The organism is Streptomyces phaeoluteigriseus (genome assembly GCF_001896135.2).
Classification (GTDB): domain Bacteria; phylum Actinomycetota; class Actinomycetes; order Streptomycetales; family Streptomycetaceae; genus Streptomyces; species Streptomyces phaeoluteigriseus.
The window spans coordinates 1-22058 of record NZ_MPOH02000023.1; the positions used below are offsets into that span (position 1 = coordinate 1).

Below are 22058 nucleotides of genomic sequence, written 5' to 3' on the forward strand. Positions count from 1 at the left end.
CCCCCACCCCCAGCGCCCCGCCCCAGCGCCTCGGCGCACGCCTGCCCCGGCGTGCGCGGGGCGTCCGCGCACCGGGAACTCCCGGGGAGCAAAGTCGCGTCATTGGCATGGACCTGTCCACAACTGATGGCTACCCTCGACCCATCCGTACGAGAGCGCTCTCAACACGCGGTTGTTCCACCCCCACCTTGCTGGAACGACGAAGGGGCAACTCCCGTGAGACACCGCAGACTCAAGTACGCCGGACTCGCCGTCCTGCTCATGGCCGGCAGCTGGACCACCGGCTCCGTCCTGCCCGCGGCGGCGCAGGACTCCCCCGCACCGGCCGTGACCGATGCCGCGCCGGTCTCCCCCGGACTGCTGACCGCGATGCGGCGCGACCTCGGCCTGTCGGAGCGTCAGGCGCGGGAACGACTCGCGGCCGAGCGCACCGCCACCGCGGTCGAACCACAGGCCCGCCGGGCCGCCGGAACCTCCTACGGCGGCGCGTGGTTCGACGCGGAGGAAGGGCGGCTGACCGTGGCCGTCACCTCCGACGCCTCCCCCACCACCCTGCGCGCGGTCCGATCCACCGGCGCCGCCGTCCGCACCGTCGAGCACAGCGCGCGGGAACTCGATACGGCGAAGGCGCGCCTCGACCGGCTGGCCGCCCCGCAGGGCGTGAGCAGCTGGCATGTCGATCCCGAGGCCAACGCGCTGGTGGTCGAGGTGGTCCGGGACCAGGCCGCCGACAACGATGTCCGCCGGTTCGTCTCCCAGGCTCGCCAGGCCGGCCCCGTCAGCGTCGAGACGGTCGCCGCCGCGCCGCGGACCTTCGCCGCGGGCACGGTCGGCGGTGACCCGTACTACACGGGCAACGTCCGCTGCTCCATAGGCTTCTCGGTGCACGGCGGTTTCGTCACCGCGGGGCACTGCGGCCGGGCGGGCGCCGGTGTCAGCGGCTGGGACCGCTCCTACATCGGCACGTTCCAGGGCTCGTCGTTCCCGGACAACGACTACGCCTGGGTGAACGTGGGCAGCGGCTGGTGGACCGTCCCCGTCGTGCTCGGCTGGGGAACCGTTCCCGATCAGCTCGTGCGCGGCTCGGCCGAGGCGCCGGTCGCAGTTCGATCTGCCGGTCGGGCTCCACGACGCACTGGCACTGCGGCAGCGTGCTCGCCAAGAACGAGACGGTGAACTACAGCCAGGGCGCGGTGCACCAGATGACGAAGACCAGCGTGTGCGCCGAGCCCGGCGACTCCGGCGGCTCGTTCCTCAGCGGTGACCAGGCGCAGGGCGTCACGTCGGGCGGCTGGGGCAACTGCGCCGGCGGTGGGCAGACCTGGTTCCAGCCGGTCAACGAGATACTCAACCGCTACGGGCTGACGCTGCACACGGCCTGATCCGCGGCGGACCCGGGGACCTCGGCCTTGCAGCCCGGCCAGGCCCCCGGGGTCGTGCGACCGCACAGCCCGCGCCCGCCCCGATCACCGCGCGCGGTCAGTTCTCCAGCGCCAGGCGCATGAGCGTGAGGTCGAACCACCGGCCGAACTTCAGCCCGGCCTCGCGCACCGTGCCCACCTCCGTGAACCCGAACCGCCGGTGCAGCCGGATCGACGTGGCGTTGCCCGACTCGATGCCGGCGATCATGCTGTGGTGCCCGGCCCCGCGCGCCGCGTCGACGAGTGCGCCCAGGAGTGCGCCGCCGATACCGAGCCCCTGGCTGCCTTCACGGACGTAGACGGAGTTCTCCACGGTGTGGCGGTAGCCGTCGAGGTCGCGCCACGGGCCGTAGACCGCGAACCCGACGACCTCGCCGTCCTCGCCGCCGGTCTCCGCGACGAGCGCCGAGCCCCGTGCGAGGTGTACGGCGAGCCAGGCAACGGCGTCGGCCGGTGACTGCCGGGTGTCGGTCCACAGGGCCGTCGAGGTGGCGACGGCGTGGTTGCGGATGACGCGGATCGCCTCGCCGTCGGCCGTCGTCGCCGGACGGACCCGCACCACCTCGCGCTTCTCATATATTGTCACCATGTCCAACATAGTAGATCCCCTGGTGGAGCGGATCGCCGTCCGCGTGCACACCGAGCGCGAGCGTCGCGGCTGGACCCTCAACCAGCTGGCCGAGGCCTCCGGGGTCTCCCGGGCCATGATCCACCGGATCGAGCGGGGCGAGAGCAGCCCCACGGCCGTCGTGCTCGGCAAGCTGTCGGCCGCGTTCCGGCTCAGCGTCTCCTCGCTGCTGGCGCTGGCCGAGGGCGAGTCGCACGGGCCCGACGCCGCGGGCGGTGTTCGCCGGCACGACGACGCGGCCGAGTGGCGCGACCCGGCCACCGGCTACCGGCGCCGTCAGATCACCGGGCCGCGCTTCCCCGTGGAGACGGCGGAGATCCGGCTGCCCGCCGGGGCGGAGGTGTCGTATCCGGCGGCGTCCTTCGCGTTCGCCCGCCAGGTCGTGTGGGTGCTGGACGGGCGGCTGACCTTCCACGAGGGTCCCACCGTCCACGACCTCGGCCCCGGTGACACCGTGGAACTCGGCGAGCCAGCGCCCTGCACCTTCGCCAACGACGGCGACGCCGAATGCCGGTACGTGGTCATCCGCGCCCAGGCCGACCGGCCGTGAGCGGCCCGGCCCTCCCCCGGTACGGCACGCTGCTGCTCGCGTGCACCGCGGCGACGGCGATCGCCAACAACTACGCCCTCCAGCCCGCCCTCACCGACGTGGCCGACGACCTCGGACTGTCCGCGACCACGACGGGGCTGATCCCCACGGCCACCCTCGTCGGGTGCACGGCGGGCTTCGCCCTGCTGTTGCCGCTCACCGACCGGGTCGCCCCGCACCGGCTGATCGGCGTGCAGCTGTGCGTGCTGGCCGCCGCGCTCACGCTGGCCGCCGCCGCGCCCGACGCGCCGGTGCTGCTGACCGCCTGTCTGCTCATCGGCGCGATGGCGGGGGTCGCGGCGCAGGCCGGGGCCATCGCGGGCCGGTACGCCGCGCCCGGCCGACGCGGCACCGCCATGGCCACGGTCGCCACCGGCCTGTCGGCGGGCATCCTGCTGAGCCGCTGGGCCGGCGGGAGCCTGGCCGACCTCCTCGGCTGGCGCCGGATGCTGCTCGTCTTCGCCGGGCTCGCCCTGCTCGGCGCGTTCGCCACCGGGCGGCTCCTGCCGCGCGACCGGCCACGCCCGCAGGGCGGTTACCCGGCCGCGCTCGCCGCACTGGCGCCGCTGCTGCGCCGGCACCGCCCGCTGCGCCGCGCCGTGATCACGGGCGGCCTGTGGTACTTCGCCTTCAACGTCGTCTGGGTGGCCCTCTCCCTGACGCTGGCGCGTCCGCCGTACTCGCTCGACGCCACCGCCATCGGCCTGTACAGCCTGGCCGGTCTCCTCGGATTCGCCGCGCTGCCGTTCACCGGTCGGCTGGTCGACCGGTACACGCCGGGCCGGGTCACCGTCGGGGCCATGGGGGTCGCCGCGCTCGGCACGGCGGTCCTGGCCGCCGGTTTCCCGCACCCGGTCCCGACCGTGCTGGGGCTGGCCCTGTTCGACGCGGGCTGCTTCGCCGCGCAGGCCGCCAACCAGAGCATCGTCGTGGCCGTCGACCCCGACCGCTCCGGCAGTCTCACCGGCGTCTACCTCGTGCTCTACTTCGCCGTCGGCGCGCTGGGCACGGCCGCCACCGCCCCGCTCCTCGACGCGTTCGGCTGGCGCGGCACGGTCCTGACCGCCCTGGCTGCCCTCCTCACCGCCGCGGGCCTCGCCGCCGCCCGCCACAGGAAGAGGGAACCGGCGGGCACCGCCCGGGACACCGGCCCGGCGCCGTTTCCCCGGTGACCGACGACTCCGGCGGGCCGGGCCGACTCCGCCCGCCCTGATGCGTGGCGTGCGGCGTCCGGCGTCCGGCGTCCGGCGTCCGGCGGCAAAGGGGTGACGAGCACGGCCGTCCTGCAACCGCCCTGGCCGGAAATGTGTCTTCGTCCGCGTAACCCGATGTGCCGGGATACGGCATCGAGGGCGTACTGCGGGCTGGGGGACGGCGATGAACGCATGGGCTGTACCGGGGTACTCCGAGTCGCTCGAACTCGGGTCCGGGGCGAGCGGGCGGGTGGTGCTGGCCGTCCATGAGCCGACCGGCGTGCCGGTCGCGGTGAAGTACCTCAGCGAGTCGCTGCGGACGCGGCCGGGCTTCGTGCACGGGTTCCGTGCCGAGGCCGAGTTGCTCGCCGGGCTGCGGAGCCCCCACGTGGCCGGTCTCTACGAGTACGTCGAGGCGACGAACGGCGCCGCCATCGTGATGGAACTGGTGGACGGCGTCTCCCTGCGGACCGCGCTGGCCCGGCAGGGCCCCCTGGCGCCGGAGGCGGCGCTGGTCGTCCTCAAGGGTTCGCTGCTCGGGCTGGCCGACGCGCACCGGGCCGGCGTCGTCCACCGGGACTACAAGCCGGAGAACGTGCTGGTCTCGCCCGAGGGCGTGTCCAAGCTGGTCGACTTCGGCATCGCGGTCGACGCCGGTGTGCGGGCCGGTGTCGCGGGGACGCCCTCCTACATGGCTCCGGAGCAGTGGACCGGTGCCCCGGCCTCACCCGCCGGGGACGTGTACGCCGCCACGGCCACCTTCTTCGAGTGCCTGACGGGGCGCAGACCCTACGCGGGCGACAACATGGCCGAACTGGCGCTGCAACACGTCGAGGGCGCGATCCCGGTCGCGGAGGTGCCCGACGCGGTGCGCTCACTGGTCGGCCGGGGGCTGGCCAAGTCACCGGAGCACCGGCCCTCGGACGCGGCGGCGTTCGTCGCGGAGCTGGAGGGGGTCGCCGTAGCGGCGTACGGAAGTGACTGGGAGGAGCGGGGACGGGGCCGGCTGGCCGCGCTCGTCGCGCTGCTGCTGTTCCTGCATCCGACCGCCCGGGAGGTGCCGGACACCGCCACCGACACGGCTCGGACGGTGTTCACGCGCGGTGCGGGCCGCGCCGGGCTGCGTCCGTGGCGGCCCACCTGGCCGGGGCTCGCGGTGTCCGTGGCCGCCGTGCTCGTGGCGATCCTCGCGGCGCGGGGCATCGGCGAGGACGCCGCGGCGGCCTCCGGGGAGGCGGGGCAGGTGCTGGCCACGACCCGCGCCGTCCCGGCCACGCCCGCCGGAACGTCCCCGGCCGGCACCGCGACGCCCTCGGAGACACCTTCCTCCCCGCCGTCCGCGGGCGCCTCGTCCGGCAGCCTCGCTCCCCCGCCGGCCTCCGTCACCCCCTCGGCCTCCACGTCAGGGACCCCGCCCGGCGCGAGTACCGGCACGGGTACGACGACCGGGGAGCCCACGGTGTCGCCTTCGCCCACCGGGACGACCGGCACCTCCGCGCCCCCGGGCCCGGCCGCGGTCAAGGACGTCGCCGTGACCGGCTTCCGGCAGACCGGGCCAGGCACGGCCACGGCGACGATCACCGTCACGACCGACGGCACCGGCCCGTTCTCCGTCACCGTCGGCTGGTTCACGGGCGACACCGCCGGTCAGCCGGGGGCCGGCGACGGGACGCCGGCGACGACGCGGCACAGCGGTGCCACGCAGTACTCGTTCGCCGTCGACCACGCCTTTTGGGGCACCGGCTGCTACTGGACGGTCCAGGTCGGCACCGGCCCCGCGTCCGCCGACGGCGGCGCCTCCCAACAACTCCTGACCCGGCGGTGCGAACTGCGATGACCACCCCCGACAGCGGCCCGCCCGCACCCGATGCCCTCCCCGCTGTGGGACCCGACGCCCGGGACGACGAGTACAGCGCGACCGTGCTGGCCAGTCACTGGGTCCAGCGGCCCGACCCCGGGTCCGTCCCCACCGTCCTGGCCGACCCGGCGTCCGCCCCCGGCGACGCGACCGTCCTGCGCTTCGGTCCCGGCGTGACCGCGGCGCTCGCCCGGCGCCCGTGTCCGACCCCGCCCACGCTCGTGACGCCCCCCGCTCCGCGCCGCCGTCCGCAACGGCACGCACTGCCCGTGCTCGTACTGGTCGCCGCCGTCCTCTTCCTGTTCTGGCGCGAGCCCACGGCATCGGCGACGGGCGTGCGCGAGGTCTCGGTGACGGCCGCGCGGGAGACCCTGGGCTGTGACACGACCGCCGGCATCGTCGGAGTCGTCCGCACCGACGGCCGGCCCGGCACGCTCTCCTACCGGTGGGTGCGCAGCGACGGCACCTCCTCCGACGTCCGGCACACCACGGTCGCACGGGGACAGCGGCAGGTGCGGCTCGAGTTGCTGTGGAGCTTCGAGGGGCCGGGCCGTCACGCGGCGGTGGCGGAGCTGCGGTTGCTGACGCCCGAGCGGCGGTCGGCCGAGATCCGGTTCCTGTACGCCTGCCCCTGATCGTGCCCGGCGGAGGTACAAAGGAGGAGAGGAGTGGACGCGACTGTCCTGCGCCTCCCGTCGTACCGAGAGGAGGCCACGGCAGCCATGAGGACGATCGGAACAGGTGCCCCGAGCCCGCGCACGTGGCTGGGGGAGGGCCTTTTCACACGCGTCGCCGGCCCGGACGGCGTCCGTAACCGCGCCCGCATCCACGGCACGCCCGGCCCCCGCTGGTTCGGACCCGAGCGCCCCGTCCGCCAGGTGCACGGCGACGCCTCGATGTTCGTCGGCGGACTGTCCGCCCTGCTGCTCCAGTCGCTGCATCCGCTCGCCATGGCGGCCGTCGCCGCACACTCGGGGTTCCGCGGCGACCCGTGGGGCCGCCTCCAGCGCACCAGTACCTTCCTCGCCACGACGACCTACGGCACCGCCGAGCACGCCCAGCGGGCCTGCGACCAGGTCCGGGCCGTCCATGAACGCGTCCGCGGGGTCACCGCGGGCGGCGAGCCCTACCGTGCGTCGGACCCCCATCTGCTGGCCTGGGTGCACGTCGCCGAGGTCGACAGCTTCCTCCGCGCCCACCAGCGCTACGGACTGCGGCCCCTGTCCGACGCCGAGTGCGACGGGTACGTGGAGGACACGGCACGGATCGCCGTCGCCCTCGGCATCCCCGATCCGCCGCGCACCACGAAGGAACTGGCGGCGCGGTTGTCGGCGTACCGCCCGGAGCTGCGCGCCACGCCCGAGGCCCGGGACACCGCCCGCTTCCTCCTGCTGAGCCCGCCCGTCCCGTTCGTCGCCCGCCTGCCCTACTGCGTGCTGGCCGCCAACGCCGTGTCGCTGCTGCCCGACTGGGCCGCAACCGAGCTGCGCCTCCCACGGCTCGCCGTCGTCGACAACCTGTGTGTACGACCGCTCGGCACGGCGATGACGGCGGCGATCCGCTGGGCCCTGGTGCCGACCAGCGCGCGGCGCTCACTCCGCCCGCCTGACGTACCGGTGCCGGTGCCGCGCGGGCTCGTGGCCGCGCCGCTCAGGTGCAGGAGTCGCTCAGCACCCGACGCTCCTTCGCCGAGGGGTCGTTCACGGTGGTCGGCGTACCGCTGTCGAGGGCCGCGCGAGCCGCCTTCACCGACCTGCCCCTGAAGTCGGGCATCTTCCCGCCGGCCCCGGTCGGTGCCGCCTCCCCCTTCGTCGGGCACGTCTCGTCCAGCCTCGCCGAGCCGAGGTCGAGTGCCCTGTCGGTGCACACCGAGGTGCCCGCCCTCACCTTCGGTACGGGCCGGTCACCGCAGACCACTCGTGAAGAAGCGGTGAAGTCGGGGGGTTGCGGGTGTCGAGCGGCGGTCCCGGGAACCCGCCTCACGCCGCCCGTACGCGTACCCGCTCCCGCGCCGGGGCCGGGCGGGCCGGGGCGGAGGATATGCGGGCGGGGGTCTGGGGGGCGCGTACCGGGCGGACTCGGTAGGTGGTCTTCGTGGGGTCGGCGAGGGGGTCGCCGAGGGCGATGCGGCCGGCGGACAGGAGTTCGTCGCACTCGGCGGTGGGGAGGGCGACGTAGCAGCCGCCTCTGCCGGTGGTGGAGTCCAGGGGGCGCCAATAACTGTACCTGCGGCGGCCGTTGGCGTGCACGGTGACGAAGACCGGGGTGCGGGCGTCCGAGACGGTACGCAGGACGTCGGCCGTGGCCGGGGTGCGGGGCGCGTCGGCGGCCGGTGGCCTGATCGCGGTGAGCGGCATCAGCGGTACCTCTTTCGGGGCAGGGACTCGAGACCGCCTACCCCGTCATGCCCGGAGTTGATCTCGTTTCCGGGCATTCTTCAGCACACCGCTGACATTCCGTCGTGGGCGGCGCCGCCGGGCGCGGCGCCGCCCACCGGGCGGGCCCGCTAGAGGGCGCGTTCCAGGCGTTCCGCGAGGAGTTGCGTGAAGCGGGCGGGCTCCTTCGGCCGGCCGCCCTCCGCGAGTACCGCGAGGCCGTGGAGGAGTTCCGCGTCCTCGGCGAGCGCGGCCCGGTCCGCCCGGTCGCGCAGGGCGCGGTTGAGGCCCTTGACGAGCGTGTGGTCCGGGTTCAGTTCGAGGATGCGCTGGGCGCGGGGGACGTCCTGGCCCATCGCGCGGTAGAGGTTCTCCAGCGCCGGGGTCAGGTCGTTCGTGTCGGAGACCAGGCAGGCAGGGGAGACCGTGAGCCGGGAGGACAGGCGGACCTCCTTGATGTCCTCCCCGAGCTGCTCCTTCATCCAGGTGAGCAGCTCGGCGTACTCCTCGTTCCGCTTCTCCCGGTCCTCCGCGGGCTCGTCCTCGTCGTCGCCGTCGAGGGCGAGTTCGCCCTTGGCGACGGACCGCAGCGGCTTGCCGTCGAACTCGGCGACCGTGTCGGTCCACACCTCGTCGACCGGGTCGGTCAGCAGCAGGACCTCGATGCCGCGGTCCCGGAAGGCCTCCATGTGCGGCGAGTTCTCGATGGACTCGCGGGAGTCGCCGGTCATGTAGTACACGGCGTCCTGCCCGTCCTTCATCCGCTCCACGTACTGCTGGAGAGTCGTCGGCTCGGCGGCGTCGTGCGTGGTGGCGAACGAGGAGACGGCGAGGAGGGCGTCGCGGTTCTCGGAGTCGGTGACCAGGCCCTCCTTGAGGACCGGGCCGAACTCCCGCCAGAGCGTGGCGTACCGGTCGGGGGCAGCGGTCATCATGCCCTTCACGGAGGACAGGACCTTCTTCGCCAGCCGCCGGTGCATCATCTGGATGTGGCGGTCCTGCTGGAGGATCTCGCGGGACACGTTGAGCGAGAGGTCCTGGGCGTCGACGACGCCCTTCACGAAGCGCAGGTACGGCGGGAGGAGCGCCTCGCAGTCGTCCATGATGAAGACGCGCTTGACGTACAGCTGGACACCGCGCTTGTAGCCCTGGGTGAACAGGTCGTGCGGGGCGTGCGAGGGGATGAACAGCAGCGCCTGGTACTCGAAGGTGCCCTCCGCCTGGAGCCGGATCGTCTCCAGGGGGTCCTGCCAGTCGTGGCTGATGTGCTTGTAGAGCTCGTGGTACTCCTCGTCCTTCACCTCGTCGCGCGACCGCGCCCAGAGGGCCTTCATCGAGTTGAGCGTCTCGGGTTCGCGTGCGGCGGCGCCGTCCCCGTCGTCGCCGGCCGGGGCCTGGGGGGCCATCCGGATCGGCCAGGTGATGAAGTCCGAGTACCGCTTGACGATCTCCCTGAGCTTCCAGGGCGAGGTGTAGTCGTGCAGCTGGTTCTCGGGGTCGGCGGGCTTGAGGTGGAGGGTGATCGTGGTGCCCTGCGGCGCCTCGTCGGCCGTCTCCAGCGTGTACGTGCCCTCGCCGCGCGACGACCAGCGCGTGCCCTGGGTCTCGCCGGCCCGCCGGGTCACCAGGGTGACCTCGTCCGCCACCATGAAGCTGGAGTAGAAGCCGACGCCGAACTGCCCGATGAGGCCTTCGGCGTCGGCCGCCTCGTCGGCCTGCCGCAACTGTTCGAGGAACTTCGCCGTGCCGGAGTTGGCGATGGTGCCGATCAACTCCGACACCTCGTCGTACGACATGCCGATGCCGTTGTCCCGCACGGTCAGCGTGCGGGCCTCGCCGTCGGCCTCGATGTCGATGTACAGGTCGGACACGTCGGCGTCCAACGTGTCGTCGCGCAGCGCCGCCAGGCGCAGCTTGTCCAACGCGTCCGAGGCGTTGGAGACGAGTTCACGCAGGAAGACATCCTTGTTCGAGTAGATCGAGTGGATCATCAGCTGCAACAGCTGACGGGCCTCTACGCGGAACTCAAACGTTTCGGTCGGCATGATGAGCGACTACCTCTCCGTCCCAGGCCATCCGGAACTGACTGACGGCAGTCACTTTAGAACAGTCGGTCACCGGCGTGCCGGGCCGCCTACCGCTTGGTGCGCAAGCGGTCGAACAGCTGGCGCGCCTGGGACCGCCGGCGCGGATCCGACGCCGCGCGGCGCACCTGCTCCACGGTGCGGCGGCCCTGCGGGCTCCTGGTGAATGCCTTGATGCGCTGGATGACGGACGCCATCTCATTCTCCTCCGGTCGGCTCGCTCACTGTCCTCGTTCACCTACCCGGCCGGAGGTCGATCAGGCCCGGCAGGCGGCCATCCGGGCGAGTTCAGGTGTCCGTGGCCCGTCCGAGCGCCTCCAGAGCTTCCGTCGCGGCCCGGCGCAGCCGTCGCGAGGTGTCGCAGGCTCCCGACCGGGCCGGCCGGGCGCGCGTTCCACCGCTGCCCGGCGGCAGTTTCCCGCCGGCCGCCGCCCACCGCGTGAGGCCGAGTGCCGCGTGACAGCGGACGGCCTCGTGCGGATCGTCCAGTCCCTCGACGAAGCTGCGTACGTCGTCGCGGGCACGCTCGTCGCAGGGGTCGTCGGCGTCCAGCAGCGAGAGCGCCGCGGCCCGGACCTCACCGGAGGCCGTCCGGCCGACCAGGCGGCGCACGGCGGGCACGGCCTGCGCCAGGCCGGCGAGCGCGTCACGGGTGCGCCGGACGTCGTCGCCTCCGGCGGCCAGATGAGCGGTCAGCGCCCACGCCACCGGGTACCGCTCCCACAGCCGCAGTCCGCCGTCGACCAGCGCGCCCAGGCCGTCGACCGCGCCGCCCCGCGGGTCCGCGCCCGCGTCGTCGAGCAGCGGCAGCGGCAGCGGCAGCGGCCATACGGCGTCCCAGGCGCCCGACTCCCCCGACGGCGAGGGTGTGGCACCCGGTCGGTGGGCAGGGGCCGGGACGGGGAGGGCGCACCGGCCCGCACCAGCGTCCGCGACCCGCGACTTCGCGGACGAACGTCGTGCGGGTGCGGCCGAGGCGGACGGGGTGCGTCAGGGGGCCCGGTCCGAGGCCGGCCACACGTAGGGCAGGTCGTCGGGAACGTCCGGGAAGAGGCGGGCGTAGAAGTCCGGGTCCTTGCGCACGAGCGCGGACCGGTGGCTCCGGTGGAACTCGGGGTCGCCGAGCCACGGCGGGAGTTCACCGGCTTCGGCCAGCTCCCGCTGGGTGCGGACGCCGGTGCCACGGCTGCCGGTGAAGTCGGTCATGAGGGTGGCGGCGCAGGTGTCGGCACGCCCGGCGGCGGTCCACACCCCGCAGACGTCCAGGCCGTAGCGCACCAGGGCCTCCTCGTACCCGGCCCACATGCGGACCGCCGGATGATGCCGCCAGCCGTAGCCGGGGACGATCAGGCCACGCAGCACCTGGAGTGCCTCGACGCGCTGTTTCCCCAGCCGCCGCGGATCCAGGGCCGCGGCGGACGCGGTGAAGCCGGCGTGGGGAAGGAAGGTCTGCATGGACCGCCCCCGGTGGGGTGACGGGGTCTCGCGCAGGCTGCGGGAGCCTGCGGCCGACGACCGATCGGGGTGAGCCTTCGTGAGCCGTCCGCCGGTCAGGCCGCGGCGAACCTCTCCCACGCCCGGTGTTCGCCCAGGAGGCGGGCGAGCTGTTCGAGGGCTGCCGTGCCCGAGGTGGTGACGACCACGCCGGGCGCGTCGACGGGGACCCCGGACGCGTCGAGGACGGCTTCGCCGCCCGCCCAGGCGCCGAGGGCCTTGCCGTGCCGGAAGGCCTCCGACACCAGGAGGCTGACGCGCGGGTCCGTGGGTGCCCGGTCCGCGGCGGCGGGGAGCCCCTTGGCGTCGCGGGCTCCGTAGGCGTCGCTGCCGACGGCGGGGGTTCCGGCCAGCAGCAGCGCGTCGAACTCGACGGACCGCGCGTTGGCGTAGGTGCGCTGCACGGTCAGGGAGCCGAGCGTGCCTCCGACCGGGCCGATCACCAGGGGGACCATGCCACCTTCGAGGACGGCGTCGCGTACGGCGCGTACGCGTCGAGGTCGCCGTCCGGACCCGCGACGATGCCGATGACCCGGCCGTCAGTGGGCCAGCTCTGGCCGACCTGCGACAGTGCCGGGCTGGGGGCGACGTCCGCGAGCGGCACGGTCGGCTCCGGGGCCGGCAGACCGAGGCCGGCGGCCACCTCGGCGCACAGCACCGGGTCGATGTTGGCCAGAACCTGCAACGCCCTTTCCTTGATGGCCTGTTCGTAGCACTTGGAGAGTTCGAAGGTGTAGGCGCCGATGATGTGCTCGCGTTCGACCGGGCTCATGCTGAGCCAGAACCGGCGCGGCTGGCTGAAGTGGTCCGCGAACGACTCGGGGGCCTCCCGCACCTTGGTGGCCTCGGGGACCCGTACCGGTGACTCGATGTAGGCGCCGGTGTCCGCGCCCGCGGTGAAGGGGCAGCCCCCGTCGAGCGAGTTGGGCCGGTAGGGGGCGACCCCGCGGTGCACGGCCGTCTGGTGCAGGCCGTCGCGCAGCATGTCGTTGACCGGGGCGTGCGGCCGGTTGATGGGCAGCTGGGGGAAGTTGGGGCCGCCGAGCCGGGTGATCTGGGTGTCGAGGTAGGAGAACAGGCGTCCGGCGAGCAGCGGGTCGTCGGTGATGTCGATGCCGGGCACGAGGTGGCCGACGTGGAAGGCGACCTGCTCGGTCTCGGCGAAGAAGTTCGACGGGTTGCGGTTGAGGGTCAGCAGCCCGACCGGCCGTACGGGGGCGAGTTCCTCGGGGACGAGGTTGGTCGGGTCCAGCAGGTCGATGCCCTCGAAGGTCTGGTCCGGGGTGTCCGGGAAGGTCTGGATACCCAGCTCCCACTGGGGGTACGCGCCCGCCTCGATGGCGTCGGCGAGGTCCCGGCGGTGGAAGTCGGGGTCGACGCCGTTGATGATCTGCGCCTCTTCCCACACCAGGGAGTGCACGCCCAGTTTGGGCTTCCAGTGGAACTTCACCAGCGTCGTGCCGCCGTCGGCGGCGACCAGGCGGAAGGTGTGGACGCCGAAGCCCTCCATCGTGCGGTAGGAGCGCGGGATGCCCCGGTCGGACATGTTCCACAGGGTGTGGTGGGTGGCCTCGGTGTGCAGGGTGACGAAGTCCCAGAAGGTGTCGTGCGCGCTCTGCGCCTGCGGGATCTCGCGGTCCGGATGCGGTTTGCCGGCGTGGATGATGTCCGGGAACTTGATGGCGTCCTGGATGAAGAAGACGGGCATGTTGTTGCCGACCAGGTCGAAGACGCCCTCGCTGGTGTAGAACTTCGTCGCGAATCCGCGGGTGTCCCGCACGGTGTCGGAGGATCCGCGCGATCCCAGCACCGTGGAGAAGCGCACGAAGACGGGTGTCTCCTCCTCCTCGGCGAGGAAGGCGGCCTTCGTCACGGAGGCCGCGGTGCCGTAGCTCTGGAACACCCCGTGCGCCGCCGCGCCCCGGGCGTGGACCACGCGCTCCGGGATGCGCTCGTGGTCGAAGTGCATGACCTTCTCGCGCAGGTGGTGGTCCTGGAGGAGGACGGGGCCGCGAGGCCCCGCCTTGAGCGAGTGGTCGGTGTCGGGGAGGCGGGTGCCCTGCGCGTTCGTCAGATAGCTGCCGGACTGGGCGAAGCGGGCCTGGTCGGCTCCCGTCGGCTGCCCCGTCGGGGACACCGTGTCGGGCCCGCTCTGGTCCGGCTTCGGCGGGAGGGGGTCCCTGGGCCGGGTCGGCTCGGCGACCGGCGGGGACTCGGGGCCCGGCTTCCCGGGGATGCCGTCCTGCGGCCCCGCGCCGTCACCGCTCAGGGTGTCGGCGACCTTCTCCGCGGCCCGCTTGAGGGGATTGCTCTCGCTCATCGCTTCCTTCGCTTCTCGGTCATGAGGCGGCTGCCGGGGCCGGGTGACGGTCCGGCGGCCGTGGGGGTGCGTGACGTCCGCTCGCTCGTGTCGCGGGTCGGCGGCGTCGGCCCCGGGGGAATCCGGCGTGAACAAGGCGCGCAAAGGCGTACGGACGGGGTGGTTCCGTGCATCAATCTGGCACGGGACCTCTTCCCCCGCAGGGGCTCGTCCACCAGCCGGGTGACCGGGCGAGGGCCCGTCGGCCCTCGCCCGGCTCTCCGTGGATAGGCGTCCTGCAACGTCCGGAGATGCCGCGACGGCCCTCCGGCGACGTGTACGCCTCCTGCGGCACCGCGCTCGCGCCCTGCTCGGCGCCGGGGACACCGCCGTCCGGCGGCGCGGTCGGCCCTACCGGGCGCGCGGCGCTAGGTTTCCTTCGACCCCTTGGAGCCCTGCGAACCTTCGTAGTCCTCCGAGCGGACACCGGCTTCTTCCATCGCCTCGCGCATCGTGCGGCCCGTCGCCGTGCCCGGCGGGGAGGAAGCCCCGGTGTCGGCGCCCTCGCCGACCACTTCGTCGGTCGTGTCGGTCTTCTTCCGGTTCTCCTCCGGCACCGTCATCACGGCCATCCTCTCCGGGCAGGTCGAACAGATCGCGGGCCGAGTACCCGTTGCCCGCGACGCACACACGCCGACACCTGCGGGTCGCACTCCACCCTGCGACAGAGGCGCCGTTCGTCCCGTCGGCCGACGTTTTCGCGGAACTCCGGCGGAAGGCTGGTGCGCATGATGTCCACACCGCTTGTCATCGCCCTCGGCGTCGCCGTCATCCTCGTCGCGTCGACGCTGAGCGTCCGCCGTGAGCCGCCGTTCTGGACGGTCCTGCTGGTCTGCCTGGTCGCCTACCCGACCGGCAGCGCGCTGCTGCGACTGCCCGCGCTGGCCGACGCCGGCCTCGGGACCGTGGGCGAGTGGACGGTCCGGCTGGCCGTGGTCAGCGTGGGGACGGCACTGCTCGGCCTCGCACTCGGCCGGCGCCGGGAGCGGGACCGGACGCCGGATCCGGCGGAGGGCTGACCGGGGCTCGGTGCGGTCAGGCGGAGGGCTGATCGCGGCCCGGCGCGGTCAGGCGGTCCCGGGGAGGCAGTTGCCGAGGCCGGTGACCCGGCTCCCGTCGAAGCCGTATCCGGCGAAGGTGGCCACGTCTCGCGGGGCGAGCGTGCGGCAAGGGGCCCACCGGCCGTCGCTGTACACGACGGTCACGCTCACGGGGGTGTCGCAGTCGTTGACGACGGTGGTGTACCGGCGGTCGGCGTAGTGGTGCACGCAGTCGGGCGCGGGGGTCCCGGGCGGGGCGTCGTCAGCGGCGTGGGAGGCCGCAGGGCTCGTCAGGAGGGCGGTCAGGGTGGCGGCGGTGACCGCGGCGTGCGCGAGAAGATGCGGCATGACGATTCCTCAAGAGGTGAGGGCGTACGGATGGATGGCGGTGCGCGCCCTGACGCGCCATCCTCACGACTCCTCACCTCTTGCGCAAAGAGATGAAGGCATTTTCAGACGTCGTCCAACCGTGAAGCAAAGCGGCTGCTCAGCGTGGGGACGGAGTCTGCAAGTCCTGTCGGCCGACCCGGTGTCGGGACCGGGAAGGCGGTTCACTCGTGGCGGCCTCGCACGGCGAGGAAGTGCTGCGCGGGCAGGTTGCCGGCGCTGGACGGGGACGGGATGACGGAGGCGAGATCGCGCTGGATCCGCTCAGCCTCGCCCCGCACCTGGGTGGGGATGTCGCCCCGCTCGGCGACGAGACGATGGAAGATCGGCGTTTCCTGGAACACGTTCGGACGTCACTTTCGGCAGACGGCGGCCACGACAGGGCCAGTTGGGCCGGCGGACAGGCACGGTCGTCGGGCGGTTCGACGCCCTTGTCGACCCTGTCCACCGAGTCGGACCGGCGCACCGGACGCCGACTCGCTCCCACGCCGGTCGGGCAGGGGCCTGGACATCGTAGACGGGTGCGAGGGGGGACACTCCGCCGCCCTCCCCCGGCCGGGGCGGCAGCCTGCCGCGTGGGACCTCGGTCGGGGAACGCCGTCGCCCGGCGACCTCAGGCCCGTCACCCGTGGCGCTGCTCAACGCCCGTCACCCGGAAGGCCGCGGCACGGGCGCGGGACGGGCGTGATGACAAGCAGTGGACAGACCATCCCATTAGTGTCACTTGTCATGTTTTCACTTCAGAAACGCATGATGCCGCGTCATGGGCGCGGACCGCTTCGGTCGGGCCGCACGGCCCTGCGACTCGCCCTGCCCCTCGCCGCCCTCCTCACCGTGATGGCCCCGGCCGCCGGGGCGGCCCCGAGCGTCCCGGCGGAGGCCGACTGGGACGCCATCGCCCGCTGTGAGTCCGGCGGCAACTGGCGGGCCAACACCGGCAACGGCCACTACGGCGGGCTCCAGTTCTCGCAGCGCAGCTGGGTCGCAGCGGGCGGACTCAGACACGCGCCCCGGGCCGACCTGGCGAGCAGGAAGGCTCAGATCGCCGTGGCCCGCCGGCTCGCGGCGATGCAGGGCATGAACGCCTGGGCGTGCGCGTAGTTCCTCCCGCCGCCCTCGCCTACGGGGGCGGCGGAATCTCCTGCTCGGCCCAGATGATCTTCCCGTCGGGTGTGTAGCGCGCCCCCCAGCGATGGGCGAGCTGGGCGACGAGGAACAGGCCCCGGCCCCCCTCGTCCCAGCTGCGGGCGTGGCGAAGCCGGGGGGCCGTGCTGCTGGCGTCGGAGACCTCGCAGGTCAGCCGGGAGTCCCGGAGCAGTCGCAGCCGTACGGGCGGGGTGGCGTACCGGATCGCGTTGGTGACCAGCTCGCTCACGACGAGTTCGGTCGTCATCGCGAGGTCGCCCAGCCCCCACGCTTCGACCTGACGGGTCGCGCGGGCCCGTACGTCGGCGACGGCGGCCGGGTCCACGGGCACCTCCCAGCAGACGACGTCGTCGCCGCCCAGGGCGTGGGTGCGGACCAGGAGCAGGGCGATGTCGTCTGGCTGGGGGGCGGGCACGAGGTCGCGCACCGCCGACGAGCACAGGGTGGGCAGATCGGCGTCGGGGTGGGCCAGCAGTTCGCCGAGCCGGGCCATCCCCCGTTCCATGTCGCGGTCGGCTCCCTCGATGAGGCCGTCGGTGTACAGGCCCAGGAGGCTGTTCTCGGCGAGTTCGATCTCGGTGGTCTCGAAGCCCATGCCGCCGAGCCCGAGCGGTGGCCCGGCGGGAACCTCCGGGAAGGTGACCTCCCCGTCGGGCGAGACGACGACGGGAGGCGGGTGCCCGGCCCGGGCGATCGAGCAGCGGCGGGTGACGGGGTCGTAGACGGCGTAGAGACAGGTCGCGCCGAGGAAGGTGGCCGCTGTCGCGCGGGCCACCTCGTCGTCGCCGCGCTCCGCGCTCAGCCGGAGCACCAGGTCGTCCAGATGGGCGAGGAGTTCGTCGGGGGGCATCTCCATGTCGGCGAGGGTCTGCACGGCGGTGCGCAGCCGGCCCATCGTGGCCGCGGCGTTGATGCCGTGCCCCACCACGTCCCCGACGACCAGGCCCACCCGGGCGCCGGACAGGGGGATGACGTCGAACCAGTCGCCGCCCACGCCGTCCGTCGCGTCGGCCGGCAGATAGCCGGAGGCGACCTCCAGCGCCGAACCTCCGACCAGGACGTCGGGCAGCAGGCTGCGCTGCAAGGTGACCGCGGCCGTGTGTTCGCGGGTGTAGCGGCGCGCGTTGTCGACGCACAGGGCCGCCCGCGCGACGAGTTCCCGGGCCAGCAGCACGTCGTCGGGTTGGAAGGAGACGGGGTTGCGCGAGCGGATGAACGTGGTGAGTCCGAGGGCGGTGTTCCGGGCCCGCATCGGCACCGAGATCAGCGAGTGCAGGCCGAACTCCCGGATCCGCTGCGCCGCGCGGGCTCCTGGGCCACCCACAGGTCGTCGGAGGGATCGAGGACCGGGATGAGGATCGGTTCACCTCCGATCAGCAGGTTCATGTCGTACGGCGGCGGGAGGAAGTCCACTCGGTCGCCGATCCGCGCCACGGCCTCCGGGCAGCCCTCCCGCACCGACCTCAGCGCGGCGCGGCGCATGGTCGGTCTGGCGGGCGCCGGGCCCGCGTCGGTCAGCCACGCTCCGTGTCCGTCGGTGCTGAGGACCGGCTCGAGGAGGTCGACGATGACGAAGTCCGCGAGGCGGGGAACGGCGAAGTCGGCCAGTTCCTGCGCCGTCCGCACCACGTCCAGGGTGGTGCCGACGCTGGTTCCGGCCTCGTTGACCATCGACAGCAGCCGACGCGCGTTCCACCGCTCGGTGACGTCCTGGACCATGTAGCAGACCCCGGTGACGGAGTCGCCGGCGTCGACCAGGGGGAAGAACGAGGTCGAGTAGGCGTGCTGCCGGTGCGGGTCGGCCCAACTCCATCCCAGGTACTCGTGGTCGGTGACCGGGTTGCCCGTGTCCATGACCTTGCGCATCAGGCCTTCGAGGGTCTCCGCCTGGATTCCGGGGAGCAGTTCGCTCAGCCGGCGTCCCAGGCGCTGTTCGCGGGGCACTCCGCCGAGGCGCTCCAAGGTGTCGTTCAGCCACACGTAGCGCAGGTCCAGGTCCATCACCGCCATGCCGATCGGTGAGCGGGTCAGGAAACCGTCGAGGACGGACCGGCCGACGGTCTCCCGCCGGCGCTGTTCGCGCGCCGAGAGCAGGAAGCAGTCGTCGTTGCCGATGCGGAAGGACGCGGAGACCCGCAGATCGACGTCCAGGGCCCGGCCGTCGCGGTGGCGTACGCGGATGCGCCCGTTCCACCCCATTCCGGCGCGGCAGCGCTCGGCGACGCCGCCACCCGGGCGGGGTCCGCGGGCATCGCCACCAGACACGCGGCGGAGCCGCCGACCACCTCACCGGCCGGGCGGCCGAGCAGTGCCTCGGCGCCCCGGGTCCAGCCCACGACGATGCCGCCGGCGGTGACGACGGCCGCGGCGTCGGTGGACGCGTCGAGAAGGTCGTCGGGTTCACCGGGGCGCACTTCGTGAGGGAGACCGCCGGGCTCGTCAGGGCGCACTTCGTCGGGGAGACCGCCGGGCTCGCCGGGGCGCGCTCCGTCGCGGAGACCGCCGGGCTCGCCGGGCACCGGCCCGCCGGGTTCGCCGAGCGTCGGCCCGCCGGGTTCGCCGAGCGTCGGCCCGCCGGGCTGGCCGGGCGTCGGTCCGTCGCCCACACCGTTCGGCTCGCCGAACGCCGACCCCTCACCCACACTGTCAGGGTCGCCGGGCATCGGCCTGTCGCCCAGACCGTCGGGGTCACCGGGCGTCGGCCCGTCGTCCACACCGTCGGGGTCACCGGGCGTCGGCCCCTCGCCCACACCATCCGGCTCGCCGAACACCGACCCCCCACCCACACCATCGGCGTCACCACGCGTCGGCCCCTCGCCCAGGCCGTCGGGGTCGCCGGGCGCCGGTCCGTCGGGGGTACCTCGAGCAGAATCCATGGCTGCCGTCCTCTTCACGACCATGGTCCTGCTAGTCCGCCCGATGCGCACGGCACCGGCCCGGGTCCGACCGCCCTCGACGGCTCCGTTTCCGGGATCCGCCGGGGGGAGGGAGCATGGAAGGGCCGGTGCCCGTGGTCCGGGTGTGCGGCGGTACCGACGGTGGCCGCACCGCCGCTCCGCGACCGGTGGAGGAGGCTCAGGGATGACGACCGAACCCTTCCCGTTCGACAGCGACCCGTACGGCTCCGGGCCGCCCCTCACCACGGGCCTGCTGGACATGCTGAGCGTGGCCGCGGTGGTCCTCGACGCCGAGGGGCGCATCGTCTTCTGGACGCCGCAGGCCGAGGAGCTGTTCGGCTACTCCGCGGCGGAGGCCCTGGGCGCGTACGCGGCGCGGCTGTTCGTCGACCCCGCGCACCTGAAGGCCGTCGTACGGCTGTTCGCGGAGGTGCTGGAGACCGGGCGCGGCTGGGCGGGCGCGTTCCCCGTCCGGCACAAGGACGGCAGCAGCCGCCTGGTGGAGTTCCGCAACATCCGCCTCCAGGACGATCTGGGGGATGTCTATGCCCTGGGCATCGTGGCCGACCATCAGCTCCTCCAGCGCGTCGAGACGGACCTCGCGCTGTGCGAGCGGCTCATCAACCAGTCCCCGATCGGTCTCGCCCTCGTCGACACCGACCTGCGGTACCTGCTGGTCAACCCGGCGCTGGAGCGTATCGACGGCATGCCCGCCGCGGATCACGTCGGCCGGCGTCTGCGGGAGGCCCTGCCCCTGCCCGACATCGACACGATCGAGTCCGCGCTGCGCCAGGTGATCGCCACCGGCACCCCGCTGCTCGACCAGTTCCACGTGGGTCGGCCCCCGGTCGACCCGGACCGCGAGCACGCCTGGTCGCTGGCCTTCTACCGGCTGGAGGACCCCGGCGGCAGGGTACTCGGCGCGGCCATCTCGCTCGTCGACGTCACCGAGCGCCACCGTGCGGCCGCCGAGGCCGACCGGGCCCGCAGGCGCCTGGCGCTCGTCGCCGACGCCTCCACGCGGGTCGGCACCACGCTGGAGGTGGAACAGACGGCCCGGGAACTGGCGGAGATCGCCACCCCGCAGCTCGCCGACGTGGTCGCCGTCGACATCCTCGACTCCGCCCTCGCCTGCCGCCGCAGACGCCGTCCGGACAACGGCCCGGAACTCTTCCGCGCCCTCGCCCTGAAGGCCGCCCACCCGACCGTGGCGGAGCGCGCCGCCGACCCTCCCGGCGACCTCGCCGCCTACGAGGGCGACCGCCTGGTCACCCTGTGCGTGCACAGCGCCCGCCCGGTCCTCGTACGCCATGTCGGCGAGCGCGATCTGGCGCGCATCGCCCGCAGCCCCGAGGCCTCCGCGCTCCTGGCCCGTGCCGGCGTGCACTCGTATCTCGCCGTGCCGCTGATCGCCCACGGCGAGGTGCTGGGCGCCCTCGATCTGAAGCGCACCCGCAATCCGCTCCCGTTCGACGACGACGATGTCATCCTCGCCGGTGAGCTGGCCGGCCGCGCCGCCGTGGCCATCGACAACGCGCGCTGGTTCCAGAGCGTGCGCAACACCGCCCTCACGCTCCAACGCAGCCTGTTGCCCGACCATCCGCCCCGGCACACCGGGCTGGAGCTGGCCTCGCGCTACCAGCCCGCCCAGGCGACCAGCGAGGTCGGCGGCGACTGGTACGACGTCATCCCGCTCACGGACGACAAGACCGCCCTGGTGGTGGGCGACGTGATGGGCAACGGCATCGACGCCGCCGCCACCATGGGCCGGCTGCGCACCGCCACCTGTGCCTACGCGGACCTCGAACTCGACCCCGGCTCCGTGCTCCAGCACCTCGACAAGATCACCCGAGGCCTGGAGCACTACATCGTCACCTGTCTCTACGCCGTCTACGACCCCCGTACGCGCCAGTGCCGGATCGCCAACGCCGGCCACATGCCGCCCGCGCTGGCCGGCCCCGGTCATGAGCCCAGGCTGCTCGACCTGCCCACCGGGGCTCCACTCGGCGTGGGCGGCGTCGCCTTCGAGACCACCACCACCGATCTGGTCCCCGGCGACCTGCTCGTCCTCTACACGGACGGCCTGGTGGAGACCCGCCACCACTCCATCGACGACCGGCTGAACGTGCTGCTCGGCTTCCTCGACGAGCCGCACCGGCCCCTGGAGGAGATCTGCGACCTGCTCCTGTACGGGCTGCGGCACCCCGAGGACCACGACGACGTCGCCCTTCTCGTCGCCCGGACCACCTAGCCGGACCGCCTGGCCGAACCGCCTCGCCGGACCGCCTCGCCGGACTGCCCAGCCGGACCGCCTCGCTGACGATCGGTCGGATCGCTTGCGGGTGCGGCGCACGGCTCCTGCCAGTGCGGCGCCTCTTCCCGTTGCGGCGCACGGCTCTTGGCGTCCGGCAGGGCCTTCACCCACCCGACGACCCGCCGTGCGGGGGCCGGAGTCGGGGTCCGGGACGGTGAAGCCGGAAATGTCGAAGAGGCGAGCCGGAGTTCGCGCTCCGCTGTCACTCCACGCTGATGGCCGCCTTCGCCGCCGCCCTGACCGTCGGCCGGCACCGGATGAGCGACGGCATGA

At 73.4% G+C, this 22058-nt stretch carries 16 protein-coding genes and 4 pseudogenes; 9 read left to right on the plus strand and 11 right to left on the minus strand.

Annotated features, from left to right (window positions below):
• Positions 1–216: 216 nt before the first annotated feature.
• A pseudogene (locus BM536_RS36605) lies at positions 217–1382 on the plus strand (S1 family peptidase).
• A gap of 97 nt (positions 1383–1479) precedes the next feature.
• Here the strand turns inward: BM536_RS36605 and BM536_RS36610 are convergent.
• On the minus strand, positions 1480–2010 hold the full coding sequence (locus BM536_RS36610; RefSeq protein WP_073497197.1) for a GNAT family N-acetyltransferase: 531 nt from the start codon (positions 2008–2010) through the stop codon (positions 1480–1482).
• Between BM536_RS36610 and BM536_RS36615 the strand changes: the two genes are divergently transcribed.
• From BM536_RS36615 to BM536_RS36635, 5 genes and pseudogenes are all read left to right on the plus strand, one after another.
• Positions 2009–2599 carry a helix-turn-helix domain-containing protein gene (locus BM536_RS36615; protein ID WP_073497184.1) on the plus strand — a complete coding sequence of 197 codons (591 nt, stop codon included), beginning with the start codon at positions 2009–2011 and terminating at the stop codon, positions 2597–2599. The two genes, BM536_RS36610 and BM536_RS36615, sit on opposite strands and share 2 nt — an antisense overlap.
• Positions 2596–3810: an MFS transporter gene (locus BM536_RS36620; protein WP_094104000.1), complete on the plus strand. Its 1215-nt coding sequence runs from the start codon at positions 2596–2598 to the stop codon at positions 3808–3810. The genes BM536_RS36615 and BM536_RS36620 overlap by 4 nt, the downstream gene beginning before the upstream one ends.
• A gap of 205 nt (positions 3811–4015) precedes the next feature.
• Positions 4016–5668, plus strand: a complete 1653-nt coding sequence (locus tag BM536_RS36625; protein WP_094104001.1) for a serine/threonine-protein kinase — start codon at positions 4016–4018, stop codon at positions 5666–5668.
• Positions 5665–6324: a hypothetical protein gene (locus tag BM536_RS36630; RefSeq protein ID WP_094104002.1), complete on the plus strand. Its 660-nt coding sequence runs from the start codon at positions 5665–5667 to the stop codon at positions 6322–6324. The genes BM536_RS36625 and BM536_RS36630 overlap by 4 nt, the downstream gene beginning before the upstream one ends.
• An 87-nt stretch (positions 6325–6411) precedes the next feature.
• A pseudogene (locus BM536_RS36635) lies at positions 6412–7266 on the plus strand (oxygenase MpaB family protein); the annotation flags it as partial.
• 402 nt (positions 7267–7668) lie between these two features.
• Here BM536_RS36635 and BM536_RS36640 read toward each other — a convergent pair.
• From BM536_RS36640 to BM536_RS36665, 7 genes and pseudogenes are all read right to left on the minus strand, one after another.
• On the minus strand, positions 7669–8046 hold the full coding sequence (locus BM536_RS36640) for a hypothetical protein (RefSeq protein WP_094104003.1): 378 nt from the start codon (positions 8044–8046) through the stop codon (positions 7669–7671).
• A gap of 149 nt (positions 8047–8195) precedes the next feature.
• Complete coding sequence (htpG, locus tag BM536_RS36645; RefSeq protein WP_094104004.1) at positions 8196–10109, minus strand: molecular chaperone HtpG; 1914 nt, start codon at positions 10107–10109, stop codon at positions 8196–8198.
• An 89-nt stretch (positions 10110–10198) separates the two neighbouring features.
• The gene (locus tag BM536_RS41505) at positions 10199–10345 is read right to left on the minus strand and encodes a hypothetical protein (RefSeq protein ID WP_170109985.1); all 147 of its coding nucleotides are present in this window, start codon (positions 10343–10345) and stop codon (positions 10199–10201) included.
• A 91-nt stretch (positions 10346–10436) separates the two neighbouring features.
• Positions 10437–10856, minus strand: a complete 420-nt coding sequence (locus BM536_RS36650; protein ID WP_094104005.1) for a hypothetical protein — start codon at positions 10854–10856, stop codon at positions 10437–10439.
• A 282-nt stretch (positions 10857–11138) separates the two neighbouring features.
• Entirely contained in the window at positions 11139–11603 is a 465-nt protein-coding gene (locus BM536_RS36655; RefSeq protein ID WP_073497190.1) for an MSMEG_6728 family protein, read from the minus strand.
• Between the two features lie 95 nt (positions 11604–11698).
• A pseudogene (locus BM536_RS36660) lies at positions 11699–13962 on the minus strand (catalase).
• A 407-nt stretch (positions 13963–14369) separates the two neighbouring features.
• On the minus strand, positions 14370–14564 hold the full coding sequence (locus BM536_RS36665) for a hypothetical protein (protein WP_073497199.1): 195 nt from the start codon (positions 14562–14564) through the stop codon (positions 14370–14372).
• 165 nt (positions 14565–14729) lie between these two features.
• Here BM536_RS36665 and BM536_RS36670 point away from each other — a divergent pair, with 165 nt between their 5' ends.
• On the plus strand, positions 14730–15020 hold the full coding sequence (locus tag BM536_RS36670) for a hypothetical protein (RefSeq protein WP_094104006.1): 291 nt from the start codon (positions 14730–14732) through the stop codon (positions 15018–15020).
• A gap of 48 nt (positions 15021–15068) precedes the next feature.
• On the opposite strand, the gene BM536_RS36675 is transcribed toward BM536_RS36670, so the two are convergent.
• Together BM536_RS36675 and BM536_RS36680 are read right to left on the minus strand one after the other, a co-directional pair.
• Complete coding sequence (locus tag BM536_RS36675) at positions 15069–15389, minus strand: hypothetical protein (RefSeq protein WP_073497192.1); 321 nt, start codon at positions 15387–15389, stop codon at positions 15069–15071.
• 203 nt (positions 15390–15592) lie between these two features.
• The gene (locus tag BM536_RS36680) at positions 15593–15772 is read right to left on the minus strand and encodes a hypothetical protein (protein ID WP_073497194.1); all 180 of its coding nucleotides are present in this window, start codon (positions 15770–15772) and stop codon (positions 15593–15595) included.
• A gap of 406 nt (positions 15773–16178) precedes the next feature.
• Here BM536_RS36680 and BM536_RS36685 point away from each other — a divergent pair, with 406 nt between their 5' ends.
• Positions 16179–16529 carry a transglycosylase family protein gene (locus BM536_RS36685; RefSeq protein ID WP_094104007.1) on the plus strand — a complete coding sequence of 117 codons (351 nt, stop codon included), beginning with the start codon at positions 16179–16181 and terminating at the stop codon, positions 16527–16529.
• 19 nt (positions 16530–16548) lie between these two features.
• On the opposite strand, the pseudogene BM536_RS36690 reads toward BM536_RS36685, so the two are convergent.
• Positions 16549–18988: pseudogene (locus BM536_RS36690) on the minus strand (SpoIIE family protein phosphatase).
• A gap of 667 nt (positions 18989–19655) precedes the next feature.
• On the opposite strand from BM536_RS36690, the gene BM536_RS36695 reads away from it, so the two are divergent.
• Positions 19656–21722: a SpoIIE family protein phosphatase gene (locus BM536_RS36695; protein WP_094104008.1), complete on the plus strand. Its 2067-nt coding sequence runs from the start codon at positions 19656–19658 to the stop codon at positions 21720–21722.
• Positions 21723–22058: the final 336 nt, after the last annotated feature.

Excerpts from the sequence above, each read along its gene's own strand:
- BM536_RS36615 (WP_073497184.1), top strand. The coding sequence starts at position 2,009 with ATGTCCAACATAGTAGATCCCCTGGTGGAGCGGATCGCCGTCCGCGTG.
- BM536_RS36610 (WP_073497197.1), bottom strand. The coding sequence starts at position 2,010 with ATGGTGACAATATATGAGAAGCGCGAGGTGGTGCGGGTCCGTCCGGCG.
- BM536_RS36625 (WP_094104001.1), top strand. The coding sequence starts at position 4,016 with ATGAACGCATGGGCTGTACCGGGGTACTCCGAGTCGCTCGAACTCGGG.
- BM536_RS36630 (WP_094104002.1), top strand. The coding sequence starts at position 5,665 with ATGACCACCCCCGACAGCGGCCCGCCCGCACCCGATGCCCTCCCCGCT.
- BM536_RS36640 (WP_094104003.1), bottom strand. The coding sequence starts at position 8,046 with ATGCCGCTCACCGCGATCAGGCCACCGGCCGCCGACGCGCCCCGCACC.
- htpG (WP_094104004.1), bottom strand. The coding sequence starts at position 10,109 with ATGCCGACCGAAACGTTTGAGTTCCGCGTAGAGGCCCGTCAGCTGTTG.
- BM536_RS41505 (WP_170109985.1), bottom strand. The coding sequence starts at position 10,345 with ATGGCGTCCGTCATCCAGCGCATCAAGGCATTCACCAGGAGCCCGCAG.
- BM536_RS36655 (WP_073497190.1), bottom strand. The coding sequence starts at position 11,603 with ATGCAGACCTTCCTTCCCCACGCCGGCTTCACCGCGTCCGCCGCGGCC.
- BM536_RS36665 (WP_073497199.1), bottom strand. The coding sequence starts at position 14,564 with ATGACGGTGCCGGAGGAGAACCGGAAGAAGACCGACACGACCGACGAA.
- BM536_RS36670 (WP_094104006.1), top strand. The coding sequence starts at position 14,730 with ATGATGTCCACACCGCTTGTCATCGCCCTCGGCGTCGCCGTCATCCTC.
- BM536_RS36675 (WP_073497192.1), bottom strand. The coding sequence starts at position 15,389 with ATGCCGCATCTTCTCGCGCACGCCGCGGTCACCGCCGCCACCCTGACC.
- BM536_RS36685 (WP_094104007.1), top strand. The coding sequence starts at position 16,179 with ATGATGCCGCGTCATGGGCGCGGACCGCTTCGGTCGGGCCGCACGGCC.
- BM536_RS36695 (WP_094104008.1), top strand. The coding sequence starts at position 19,656 with ATGACGACCGAACCCTTCCCGTTCGACAGCGACCCGTACGGCTCCGGG.